Source organism: Novacetimonas hansenii JCM 7643 (genome assembly GCF_000964405.1).
Classification (GTDB): Bacteria; Pseudomonadota; Alphaproteobacteria; order Acetobacterales; family Acetobacteraceae; genus Novacetimonas; species Novacetimonas hansenii.
The window spans coordinates 1-12011 of sequence record NZ_BANE01000092.1; the positions used below are offsets into that span (position 1 = coordinate 1).

A 12011-nucleotide genomic window follows, 5' to 3' on the forward strand; every position below is an offset into this window, starting at 1 on the left:
GGCAGAAAAATGTTTACTATGGGGGGGGGGGGAAGTGGAATGCTCGCTGTTGGAAACACACCTTTTACGAACGGACATTTTGCTTTCCGACGCCATCATCTGGCGCCAAATCAGCATGAATTGCTGGGGTGACAACAATGGGAGCGCTACTTCTTCATGTTTTATGTCGGGTAAGAGGCTGCTATGATATAATGCATGAGCAACACTCCTAACGTGGTCGACCCTAATACAGCTGTTCGAGTTTTTTTGGACTCCTATCGTTCATCTGCTGCCCCCTTGAATTACGCGGTGCTCCTCACCGGTCCGTGGGGCGCTGGAAAGACACATTTCCTGAAAACCTATCTGGCCGATTGCGGGCAGTCCTACATCTATGTCAGCCTTTACGGAGTCTCCTCGACGAGCGAAATCGACGATCAGATATATCGACAACTTCACCCAGTTTTGTCGTCGAAATACACCAAACTTGGCGGTGTTATAGCTAGAGGATTTTTGAAGGGCGCACTTAAAATTGACCTTAACAATGATGGTAAGGACGATGGTTCGATCAACATCGGTATACCCGAAATTGATTTTACGGATTTCACCAAAAACGCCAAGAATCAGTTGCTAGTGTTTGATGACCTTGAACGCACTGCTATGAAACCTGCACACGTGCTCGGCTACATCAATGCATTCGTCGAACATGAAGACATCAAAGTTATAATCCTAGCCAATGAGGCTGAGATTGAAAAAGACGATGTTGATTTCAAGCGCATCAAGGAAAAACTAATCGGCCAAAGTCTGGCGATAGTACCTTCGGTCGAGGCGGCGTATCCAGAACTACTCAAACTGGTCGCTGATCCGTGGACTGCCCAGTTTTTAGAGCAGTCAAAAGCACAGGTATTAGACGTTTTCTCTCAGTCCCAAGCAAATAACCTGCGGGTCCTAAAACAAGCGTTGTGGGACTTCGAGCGTATAGCCAAGAACTTTCGTCCAACAGATCTCACTCATACATCGGAATTGGTTAGGATGCTCCAAGCCATCTTAGCTCTCTCTATTGATGTTCGGACAGGAAGACTTCCTAAAGAGCAATTACAGAACCTCAAAACCAACCGTCTTTCTCGACTTCTCGGACATGGCAAAGACAGAGAGAAGTCGCCGCTAGAACTGAGTGAGGACCGCTATCCGGACATTGATCTTTGTCCGACCAGCCTCGATCCCGATTTAATCGACAGCCTTCTGGCGCGTGGTTACGTCGAACCTTCAGCAGTTCAAGCCAGCCTTGACCGTTCGCCACCATTTATATCAATCGACACTGAACCAAGCTGGCGACGTGCTTGGTATGGCTATCGCAGCACGGACGCGGAATACGCTCAATCAATGGCTGCTTTGGAAAGAGATTTCGCTGCATATGCATTCGTCGAGGCACCTATTATTATGCATGTTTTCGGAATCCTCCTACATGCTGCCCGTATCGGCTACGGCAAAACACTTGCGCAAACCCAAAAAGCTTGTCGGGCTTATGTCGATGACCTCGTGGCTAATAATAAGTTAGTGTTGACCACAGCCTTCTCAAAGGGTTTCAGAACAGACACTGGCTACGGCGGCTTAGGCTACACCGATGTAAATACCCCTGAATTTAAGAACTTAGAGACTTATCTTACTACCTCGATAAACAAGGCCTGGAGCAGAAAACTCCCTGCTCTCGCTGCAGAACTGCACGATATGCTCAAAGCCGACCCAGAACAATTCACCCAGCAAACGACGATCAACAACTCCCCAAACTGCAGCGTATATTGGAACGTGTCACTATTACAGCACATTGCCCCCGCAGCCTTTGCTCAGACGTTATTAGTTCTCGAACCAAATACGCAAATTATGGTAATTCAAGGTTTGGCCACACGTTATGAAAGAGGCCACTCTGCCGAAGTGTGCGCGACCGAGCTACCTTGGTTAGCCAAGGTTTATCGCCAACTTCGAAAGGCCACGCGAATCTTAGGGCCAATGTCCCGCTATCGGTTGGATACTACCCTGGCTCATTACTTAGCCCCGCTTCTTCCATCGAAATCCGAGTCTGAAAAACCAAAGTCTAAAGTTGCGTCAAAACCTAAACTCACCTCAACGGATTAGGATCTTAACTGACATAGTGATAATGTCATTGCGCCCGTCATACGGCAAAGATCCTCCAATACAAGTAATGTCAAGCGAGATTCGCAGTATCGTATCCTTGGATATATGGCCTTACAAGAGAAAGAAACATTGAATAGTAGTCACATCGCTTTAATGACTACAATCACCGAGTATGCCACATCAGAAAATCTGGTCTAGAACAGTTCCCGGAAGTTCGATCTGAACCTATAGACCATCTAGTATTCCGCCACCTCCTATCTTCTCCGGATCTATCGTAACAATTCGGCCGTTATATTCCACGATTACCTGAAGATCCATTGGAATTATTTTCTGTGCAGCTCCCGATATTTTCTTCCAAGCTGCGTCATATAAGTTTTTGAGAGCCGGTTTTTGGGACACAATTTTTCTTATGGCACCAATTTCAGTCTTTGCTTTGTACGGTCCTGCGCCTGAAATGTGTTCTACTATTATTGCAGCAGCCTCCCTTGGAGTTCTAAGGTGATCTTGAATTTTTATGCCTTCATTGCATGTAACTGGGACATCGTAGCCAAGTGAACGCAACTCCGCATAATTCTGTAATTATTTATTTAATTTTTGAAGAAGAACATCGAGACTGCTATTGTCATCTTCATATGCGAGCAAGACGCCATATCGTGGATAGTTTACAGACCTGTAGTAAGTCTTCCATTTTCAAGGATAAAATTTATCATCTCCACCACGCTTTGAGGATAGGTCAATGGTATTCTCCCTTATTCCGGTGGATAGAAGCTCATCGATAAATTCCTTCATGAATAAATCCCCAATTCCTCTAGCGCGGATATTTTTTTGGACAGCGTCAGAACCGATCATACGGTCCAAAAATTAATCCTCGATGCTTTCTGTTCAGTAGCGCGCGACTTCCGCAGTAAGGCGCATGCAGAGTGCTCTAAAGCGACTCGGCCTGGTAATCGACGCCCCCCTTCACTCATACTTTAGACGTATCCCGCTCGACGGTTAACGCTCCATAATAATCACGAAAAATCGCCTCCTCGTTGCCGAGCAACGGCGTTGTTTGCGGAAAAAATGTCGGGTTTCGGGAATTTCTCCCGACCGCGTGGATAACCGACATGAGGCGTGAGCGGACATCCCCCGCCACTGCAGATTTGAAGGCTCTGGGAAAAGCGGAGCGGTTCAGATCGCACCAATCATGTCACCGGTCTAACCCGTTCGGAATACCTATTGAATGCCGTGATCTCCGCGGTCGGAAACGTCGCATCGCGCTTATATATCTCGGCACATAAGAATGCCTTTTCAGTTAGGAAGTCTGCATCGGGGACATCAATCCACCATGAGCGCGGCGTGCCGTCCTCTCCGCCGCTCCAGCGATATCCGCGCCGTTTGAGAACATCCTTCGAGTCAAAGGGAGAACCTTCTGCCCAACAGCGTGTGGTCTTCCTTCTGGCTGAGGCGAGCAAAGCTGGGAACGTTTGTCCCCCACTCACCGGGAGGGTACGTGAAAGAAGTTCGAGCGTCGCGTAGCAGTCGTGGACAGCCCTGTGTTTGTCATAGTAGAAGCCACTGCTCATCGCCAGAAGAGCGAGCTTGGAGCTTTCGAAGCCCTCGTCGAACCACTTCACTTCGCTCATGGAACATGCCCACGGATTTCCCGCGAATGCATGACAGAAGCGCTCAAGAAAGCGCCGGTCGAACGCCGCATTATGGGCAACGACAAGGCTGGTTCCGGCAAACGCTGCGACCTCGTCCGGGTTGATAGCCTTCCCTTCCACCATCGCATTATCGATTCCCGTCAGCTTGGTTACTTCACTTGAAATCGGCTTGGCAGGTTTTCTGAGGCCTTCGAACGGAGCGCCTATGCCGACGATTTCGCCAAAATGGGTGTAGAAAAAGGGGACCATCGCAAGTTCAATGATCTCATCCTTCTCACAGTCCAGACCGGTGGTCTCCACATCCACCAGAATAGCGCGTCGGGTGCCCAACGGGGCCTCTCTCAACGTTTTAGGGGGTCGAAGGCGACGAAGCACCCTGTAGTCGCCGTTCGCCTCAAGCCTAGCGATCATTTCCGCAGCAGAGGCGCTATCCATCGTTATTCGCCGGATTGGCGGGAAGAAGGTGGAAGCGGGGCTGGAGGCGACGGGGGCAGAGGGAGTGGCGGAGACAGACGAAGCGAGGTGGGGCGCCCCGCTTCATGGAACCACAAGTCAACGATCTTGGCATCATCACTGGCGGGCAGCGGGTCGGCACGGCGTACCTTGAAGGTCGTCGGCAGATTGACCGAATTTCCGAACACCAGCGCGTGCTGCTTGGGCAACGAGGGCAACCGTCGAAGGACGCTGTCCGAGATGAAGGGCGTCATTTGCCTGATTTGGGAAAGATCGTCAGGGTTCTGGATCCGGTGGACAACGAAATTCGAACATTGAGATAGCACGGTTTTCGACAATTCGCTCGGCCTCTGCGAAGCCACGAGCAGAAAGAGACCATATTTTCGGCCTTCCTTCGAGATGCGCTCGAAAATCCGACTGGCATCAACCGCATGTCTTGAGGGCGTCGAGGCGACGTAACGGTGTGCCTCTTCTAGAAGGAGATGGACTGGGAAGCGGTTACGCGGTTCGGCCTGGCGCAAGAGCCGAAGCACCATGCGTGCGATGACGGCGCTAACCAGTTCGACAACCTCGTCCTCGACAGCATTCATGTCGATAATGACAATTTGGGCCGACTTCGTCAGTCTGCCGCCAGCCAACGGCGAAAGACCAAGCAACTTCGCTAGGAAGCTCTCACGGTCGCAGGCTGCGGCAGCCTCATGCCTTAGGAACTGGTAGTCGGCGCGATCTTGCAACGCCTTGAAGCGCGTGACCATCTGTGAGCAGTAGTCACGGATCTGTCGGTTGCCGTGGGCCTCCTCGTAGAGCAGCGCCAAGTCGATGGCGTCACCTAGAACAGCGAAATCGAATGGGGTACCATCATAATCCGGCAGATTGAGTTCTGGAATGATAAAGCCCGGATTTCGGCCGCCTCCAGCCAAGAATTGATATGCCGCGTCCAATCCCTTCATATCGCCGTAATTGACGGTTATCATTGGAAGTAGCGTGTGCGGAGTAATCTCTGCGGTCTGGAACCGCTGCAAAATACCGCAAATGCGAGTCCTTTTTGCTCCTGGCGAGGTTTCGTCTCCCAAAATAAGGGTGATGCAGGTCGCCAAGATATGATTGCGAATATTATTGAGCTGTGCCGAGTTGGCAGTGCCGAACAATGTTGCCAGCCCCAGCGCCATGCGTAGGATTGGCGCCTGCGTCCTCTCGCTCGCCTGCAGCAGTAGTTCCCATTCGGAGAGGTCGAGATACCAGTGGGGAAGGCGGAAGCGCCCTACCTCCGCAGTTCCATCAAGGATGAGTCGGTTCACACCGATATCCGTTTTATTTGGAATCTCCCCGAACGCTTGATGATACTCACCATTGACATCGAATACCACGAAGGTGGCGCCGCGGGCATGGTGCTCGTCAGACTTCTCAAACAGCGCCTGAAGGACAGAAGCCACAGTGCAGGATTTTCCGCTACCCGTATTGCCCAATACCGCGACATGCCCGCCGAAAAAGTCGTCAATCCTGACCTTGACCTTATAATCCTCGAACACCACCGATTGGCCTATGCCGAGATTACGGAAGCGCGTCGCATCGTTGGGCACGCAGTCCGCCCCTTCAAAGCCGATCGAAGCAATTGCGACGGTCTCTGTGTCAAAGATGCGATCCAACTCTCCGTCGAGCGCATAGAGTGCGTCGGAATAAAGCGACGGGAAGATGGACACGCCGAATCTGAACTTGCCTTCTCCAGTAGCAGGCAACATCCCGACTGGGACAACGTCGAGGTATTTCGCCGAGTTTGCCTTGTCGAACTCTCCAGTCCCGTCGCTGGCCATATCCTTCTCACGCAAGCCGACAACCTCGGCCACGACGTATTCCGACTGCGCCGGTATCATCAAGAATGAGCCAAGGCGGGCGACATAGTGTACGTCGTCAAAGCCGACCACCGTGAAGTTGTCGGTTCCGCCCAGCATCTCGATAACGAACCGGTCTGCTGAAACCGAGGTGACTTTGCCAATCGCCCTCCGGCGGTCATCAGATCCCATTTTCAACCTCGCCAGACTTACGGCCGAAGGTCTCCAGCACGAGCCTCACCGCATCATCGATCCGCTCTGGGGGTCTTTGAGGCAGGAAATGCTCGACGATGGTATCGAAATAGTGAGCTCGTGAACCTTCGACCGGTCCATCCCCCCCGATGATCCAGATGCGGGGATCTTTCAGGGCAATGAGCTTGGCTATCTCTCCCGTTGAATCCGGGTCTGCGAAGACGATCAACCTGAAGGTAGGAATGGTAAGCGCCTGGTAGATGATGTTGTTGAGGTGCTCGTCGCCAAACGCGAACCCAGCTGTGATCAACACGCTCTGCTCGCGGACGATTCGTGATTGGAATTCCCTGAAGAGATCGGCGTATGGCGACCCCAGGCTCGAATTCTGCTTCGCCGGGGTCGGGTAGATCATGACCTTGCCGGGGACGTCCTGTGGTACAGTCTCCCTGATGGGGAACAGACCATGGTCATCCTCCGTCCAGCTGATCGATCCATGGAGCTTGCAGAGATAGATAAAGCTATCGACAGCAGTCCACTTCCTGTTGGACAGGTCAAGCTGTTCAGCAAGGGCATATCGAAAGGTCGCCGGATTGAAGCGACGCTCTACAACTCCGGAAAAGCCATTAGCATAGGGCACACCGAGCCGGTCCATCGCCCGCTCGTTGAAAAGATCGTAATTGGTCGTGAACACCCAAGGCCTAGGAAGCGAGCGATCGCGCATCACCAGCTTGCGATAAAATGACTCGTAGAGCGCGAGGACCGAACCATCGCCGTGGGCGAATGCGCCATCGGTGCAGTGCTCCCACAAAAAATTCTGCACTTTGCCGATCAGGCCCTCGATTTTGGCCTTTCGCTCGACATGCTCGGCGATGTCGCTCCGTGCAAAGACGAAACGAAGACTGTGCAGGAGCTCCATGAGCCGCTCAAGGTTTTTCTCGTATTCTGTCCCTTTGAGTTTTGCCCCCAACCTACCGAGGAACTCAACGTCATCTGCAACGAGCGCCCACTTCGGTGGTTCAACCCGATCTAAGTTTTCATCAAATTCGATTGTTGGGTGCGCACAAAAAGTCTTGGCCAACGGAGCCATGGTCGGAATGCCGCATTCCTTGCCTTTTACCCGCATCGACGAGCAGCCGGCACCGAGTAAGAACGCTACGTTACGGGCGTTCAGCGCTTCTCCGACAGCCTTGCGAACCTGCTCCTCGTCCTTACCCCAAATCAGGGGAGGCATTGGCACATCGGACGACCGGATAAATCGAAATGTTCGTGGTGGCGGTGGCGGTGGCGGTGGCGGAACTTGGTGCGATGCAGAAGATGCAGGCGGAACCGGAGGCGATACAGGAGGATTCGGAACGTTATCTGACATAGGGACCATCAGCACGCAAACTCGCCATCATCAACATAGTCAGGTGCATCGCAAATTCTTTCCTTAGCTCTCAAGCTAAGATATTCCACATTTTTATTCATGGCAATTTCGGAGAATATTCTTCGAGGTAATAACGCCGCCCCCTTGATACTCTTGAACTCACGGAGCAGATCGTCCGCCAAAGCGGGCTTTAGAGGGCTATGGCGTAAACATAGTTCTCAGCTGGTTCCGACGTGGATTGACTGATGAGATCCGAACCTCAACCGGTTGAATGCGCACGTAAGTCAACTATCCATAGTTACCAGAAGAGCGTTGTGTGATTCAGGTCAGCTTTTGGGAAACTCTCCTAACCGTATGTGTGTCCGACATGAGGCGACTGCCACCCGTCTGGTTCCATATTACTGAGCAGACAGGCGGCCTTGGGGGGAAGCAGATAGTCGGGTATCGGGATAAGGGTGACATAAGCCAGCCATTCGCAGCATGCACGTTCATGACAGCTATCGACTCAACGCCCGCCATTCGGAGTATCCGGCGTATCAGTCCGCTTCAACCAAAACCTGCCGTTCGGTTGCATGCGGCCCCTTACATTGGGATGGGCACCAGTTCCATCTATGCATTTCGTGTTTTCCATATGTTCTGATATTACTCAAGTAAGGGGTAATAAGTGATGGCTGACGAACTGCTTTTTTGTAAGTACGACTTATCGCTGGTTATCGAGAACCAGCGGGCAGCACTGCTGAAAGAGTTAGATGCCATGTCGGACAGTCGTCTGCTCAATACCGATCTGGCCGAACTTCAGAGTTACATGAAGCAGAAATATCAGCTGGAAATGATCGAACTAGGCGAGCCGAGCATCGATGAAGGCCGCACGAAGATGCAAGTCGGGCGGTACGGTGGTTTCCACAGAGGCTACGACGGCGGCGCCGTGTCGGTGGACGCTCAGCGCTACACGCTCGAAATACCTTTCACCGGCGACAAAGACTTGTTCTTCTGCCGGGGGTCCACCTTCAACATGAACCCACCGCGCGGGACAGTTAAAGGGACCATCATCGCAACAACAATGGTGGAGCGCCAGCCAACTGCTGACCAGGTCAATGCCACGTTTGAGCGGTTCCTTAAGGACCTCGATGAGCATCTGGGCTGGCTGCGTCCCGCCGTGGTGGGCTGGAACGAATCCATCTCTGCGGTCGTCGATAGCAATGTAAAGGCTCGGCGCGCCCGTGCCGACCAGACCGGGGCCGTTGCGTCCGGGCTCAAATTCGCCCTTAAGCAGCGTAATGACCGCGCTGCCACCTTCGCAGCACCAGTTGCGTCCCGCAAGAAAATCGCCCCGCAGCTGCCGCAAGCACGACCGGTCGCGCCGCCTGAGCCAGCCTTGAGCGATGCCATCTACCGCGATATCCTCGACACCTTGCAGCAGATGGCAGAAGTCATGGAACGTAGCCCCCATGCCTATGCCGACATGGATGAGGAAACGCTGCGCTTCCAGTTCCTCGTACCGCTCAATGCAAAATTTGAAGGCGAGGCACGCGGAGAGGTCTTCAATTATGGCGGTAAGACTGACATCCTGATTACCTCGCAGGGGCGCAACATCTTCATCGGCGAATGCAAAATCTGGAAAGGCGAGAAAGCCTTGTCCGAAGCCATTGATCAGGTGCTGGGCTATCTCAGCTGGCGGGACACCAAGGCGGCGATTCTTCTATTCAACCGCAACCGTTCCTTTTCGAATGTGCTGGAGAAGATTCGTCCGACCGTGGAGAAGCACCCGCAATGCACCAGCTTCGACGGCAAGTGCGGCGAAACGGAGTTTGCGTTCACGTTCGCGCGCATCGATGACGCAAGCCGTAAGCTGAAGCTGACCTTACTTGCATTTGATGTGCCAGGACACGTTGAAGGCGACTCATCCACACGGCGGCTCTGATATGACCCAGAGCCCGCATGGTGGGATCCAGAGAGATCGCATGCAAAGATGTCTGCAGCGAGCGCACCAGAAAACAGGTGTTGTGATATAGATACAGGTCAATTAAGGTTTGAGATGGCAATAATTGTTTTCTATGATTGACTCATAAAATAACACCATTATTTCGTAGATTTGGCCTTGTTGGTTTTGGGATTGAACTATTTCCAAACGAAAAATAAAGGACATTAAGCCCATATTTATACTCGTATATTCACGGCAGGGTGGAACAATCGAATGATTAAAAGAGTTAAAAAGGAAAAAAGTAAAGCAGCCTCCTATCGTGACTGTATTGTGACATTTATCGATATCCTTGGTTTCAGAAATATCGTCCGTGAGCGTTCTCCCGAAGAGATTCAGGAGATTGTCAACTTAGTTCAGCGGCATGCTGGATCGGATGAAGAGGAACTTGCACGGAAAGACGGGTTCGATTTTGACCATGATACCCCTTGGACGCGCACCTCCTTCTTTTCCGACAGTGTCGTGCGAGTTCGACCGTATGACGCCGAGATCCATGATGGATCCTTATTCCATGAACTGCTGAACCTAGTGCATGCGCAGGCTGAATTGGTAAACCAAGGAATATTCATCCGCGGAGGCCTCACTGCCGGTAAACTCTACCTACGAGACAACGTTTTATTCGGACCGGCCATGATCCAAGCCTACGATCTGGAATCAAAGTTCGCCAACTACCCCCGCATTGTCATCGATCCAATAACTATTGATGCCTTAAAGACAGACGCGCGCCTTAGGAACGAAGATCACACCCCAGACGAAGAATTGAAGAGCGTCCGCAAATTGCTTCGACGCGGCGATGATGGCTTGCACTATGTTGACTATCTGTATGCGTTCCGGGACGAAATGGATGAATACGAAGAGTTTCCTGCATTTCTAAAACGTGTAAAAAATCACATTGTTGCTAACGCAACCGCAGCGAGTGAAAATCTAGGTATCCTTCAGAAGTATCTGTGGGCAGCTAAATATTTGAACCAAACAGCTAAACGCTTTGAAGATTGCAAGGATCAGGACAGTATTCGGATTAACGATCACGATATTCCCGCGCTAGCTGAGGCTTAGGAGATACATGATCCCTCTGAAACGTTGAATTCTGATCGCATGAACGTCCGGTTTAGTTTCGTCCGATAGGCAGTTTCATGAATGCTACGAAGGCGAAAGGAGAAAGTCCTCTTTTGCCCTCATGGCTGTCATTGCAAAGAACGCAGGACTTCAACACGTACCAACACACCATTCGGCAGAGGCCGCTGAAGACGCAGAGCCTCCGCCACCGGGGCGTTCATCCACACATCCAGTTCGTCCGGCCGCGTCAGAATGACGGGCATGGCCTTCGGATGGATCGCATCCACTTCCCGGTTCGCCTCTGTGGTCAGGAACCCGAACAGATCGTCCGTCGTCTCGCCATCCGCCAGTTTCCGCACCGACGTCCATCGGCACCATATCCCGGCAAAGAAGGCCAGCGGCTCTCCGTCGCTGCGGGCAAACCACACAGGCTGTGATTTCCCATCAGGCAAACGCTCTGGTTCCGAGAAGGCGGTCAACGGCACCAGACAGCGGTGCTCCACCCCTTCCCAGCGCTTCCACCATGTCGAGGTCGGATTGCGAATATTGGTCACACCCCGATCCACCTTATGGCCTTTCAGGTAACCGGGCGGTGTCGGCATGCCCCAGCGCGCCATGACGAGTTCACGACCGCCTTCTCCGTTCCGCACGATCGGCGCCATGGTGTTCGGATAGATCTCGGGCAGCGACTGAAGATTGCCCGTGCGATCCTCAAGGACTTTCGCGATCTCGCGGATCGCCTGCGGGTTCGAGGTCATGGAATAGAGATTGCACATCCCCGTTGCTCCCTTACGACCACATGCCGCTTAATCTGGCCGCCATATCGATCCGCACCGACTTCACCGCCTCCTGCCGGGCCTGTTCCTCCGGTTTCACGACAGGCCAGGCCACGGACTGGAACAGAGGCAGCATATCCCGGTCGATAAAGCGGGTGCGCGAGGCATAGACATGCCGGTCGCCCCGACTGTGCTGGCCATGCACGTAAAAACGCTGCGGTACTCCCGCAGCAGCCGGGCACCGATGGAATGAAACGTCCCGGCCCAGGCCAGCGCGTCGGCCAGAGGTCCGGCCTTGTCGCCCAGCACGGTTTTGCAGATGCGTTCCACCCGGCGCGTCATCTCCACACTGGCCCGGCGCGAGAAGGTCAGCAGCAGGATGCGGCGCGGATCAGCCCCCGAAGCGATCAGATGGGCGACCCGGTGGGCCAGCGTGTTGGTCTTGCCCGAACCAGCTCCGGCGATGACCAGCAGCGGGGATGAATCCGCCCCGCCTGCCGAGACTCCGGTTCCGTGCGTGACAGCCTGTCGCTGGGCCTCGTTCAGACGGGACAGATAATCATCGCTGCCCGAAGCGGGAGAAGGTTCTGGATTCAATTCCTTAGC

Annotated in this window: 10 protein-coding genes; 3 read left to right on the plus strand and 7 right to left on the minus strand. The window is 52.9% G+C overall.

The window, feature by feature from the left end:
- Positions 1-195 precede the first annotated feature (195 nt).
- Complete coding sequence (locus B7G66_RS07335; protein WP_048858974.1) at positions 196-2109, plus strand: P-loop NTPase fold protein; 1914 nt, start codon at positions 196-198, stop codon at positions 2107-2109.
- Between the two features lie 225 nt (positions 2110-2334).
- Here the strand turns inward: B7G66_RS07335 and B7G66_RS17170 are convergent, their stop codons facing one another.
- The 5 genes from B7G66_RS17170 to B7G66_RS07350 all read right to left on the minus strand — a co-directional run bounded on the left by B7G66_RS17170 (position 2335) and on the right by B7G66_RS07350 (position 7460).
- Complete coding sequence (locus B7G66_RS17170; RefSeq protein WP_141313068.1) at positions 2335-2670, minus strand: hypothetical protein; 336 nt, start codon at positions 2668-2670, stop codon at positions 2335-2337.
- Between the two features lie 129 nt (positions 2671-2799).
- Positions 2800-2958, minus strand: coding sequence for a hypothetical protein (locus B7G66_RS18385; RefSeq protein ID WP_003617647.1), 159 nt, complete (start codon positions 2956-2958; stop codon positions 2800-2802).
- A gap of 335 nt (positions 2959-3293) precedes the next feature.
- Positions 3294-4190 (minus strand): 3'-5' exonuclease, encoded by an 897-nt coding sequence (locus tag B7G66_RS07340; protein WP_003617645.1) that lies wholly within the window; start codon positions 4188-4190, stop codon positions 3294-3296.
- Between the two features lie 2 nt (positions 4191-4192).
- Positions 4193-6229, minus strand: coding sequence for an ATP-binding protein (locus B7G66_RS07345; RefSeq protein ID WP_003617642.1), 2037 nt, complete (start codon positions 6227-6229; stop codon positions 4193-4195).
- The gene (locus tag B7G66_RS07350; RefSeq protein WP_003617640.1) at positions 6219-7460 is read right to left on the minus strand and encodes an SIR2 family protein; all 1242 of its coding nucleotides are present in this window, start codon (positions 7458-7460) and stop codon (positions 6219-6221) included. Before B7G66_RS07350 ends, B7G66_RS07345 begins: the two co-directional genes overlap by 11 nt.
- Positions 7461-8262: 802 nt before the next feature.
- Here B7G66_RS07350 and B7G66_RS07355 point away from each other — a divergent pair.
- Together B7G66_RS07355 and B7G66_RS07360 are read left to right on the plus strand one after the other, a co-directional pair.
- A complete protein-coding gene (locus B7G66_RS07355; protein ID WP_003617635.1) occupies positions 8263-9516 on the plus strand; it encodes a hypothetical protein in 1254 nt (417 codons plus the stop codon).
- 273 nt (positions 9517-9789) lie between these two features.
- Complete coding sequence (locus tag B7G66_RS07360) at positions 9790-10629, plus strand: hypothetical protein (protein WP_003617633.1); 840 nt, start codon at positions 9790-9792, stop codon at positions 10627-10629.
- Between the two features lie 128 nt (positions 10630-10757).
- Here the strand turns inward: B7G66_RS07360 and B7G66_RS07365 are convergent, their stop codons facing one another.
- Together B7G66_RS07365 and B7G66_RS07375 are read right to left on the minus strand one after the other, a co-directional pair.
- Positions 10758-11405, minus strand: coding sequence for an SOS response-associated peptidase (locus tag B7G66_RS07365; protein WP_003617632.1), 648 nt, complete (start codon positions 11403-11405; stop codon positions 10758-10760).
- Between the two features lie 96 nt (positions 11406-11501).
- The coding region (locus B7G66_RS07375; protein ID WP_239016134.1) for a UvrD-helicase domain-containing protein at positions 11502-12011 on the minus strand (510 nt) is incomplete at its 5' end.

Excerpts from the sequence above, each read along its gene's own strand:
- B7G66_RS07340 (WP_003617645.1), bottom strand. The coding sequence starts at position 4,190 with ATGGATAGCGCCTCTGCTGCGGAAATGATCGCTAGGCTTGAGGCGAAC.
- B7G66_RS07345 (WP_003617642.1), bottom strand. The coding sequence starts at position 6,229 with ATGGGATCTGATGACCGCCGGAGGGCGATTGGCAAAGTCACCTCGGTT.
- B7G66_RS07365 (WP_003617632.1), bottom strand. The coding sequence starts at position 11,405 with ATGTGCAATCTCTATTCCATGACCTCGAACCCGCAGGCGATCCGCGAG.
- B7G66_RS07360 (WP_003617633.1), top strand. The coding sequence starts at position 9,790 with ATGATTAAAAGAGTTAAAAAGGAAAAAAGTAAAGCAGCCTCCTATCGT.
- B7G66_RS07335 (WP_048858974.1), top strand. The coding sequence starts at position 196 with ATGAGCAACACTCCTAACGTGGTCGACCCTAATACAGCTGTTCGAGTT.
- B7G66_RS18385 (WP_003617647.1), bottom strand. The coding sequence starts at position 2,958 with ATGATCGGTTCTGACGCTGTCCAAAAAAATATCCGCGCTAGAGGAATT.
- B7G66_RS07350 (WP_003617640.1), bottom strand. The coding sequence starts at position 7,460 with ATGCCTCCCCTGATTTGGGGTAAGGACGAGGAGCAGGTTCGCAAGGCT.
- B7G66_RS07355 (WP_003617635.1), top strand. The coding sequence starts at position 8,263 with ATGGCTGACGAACTGCTTTTTTGTAAGTACGACTTATCGCTGGTTATC.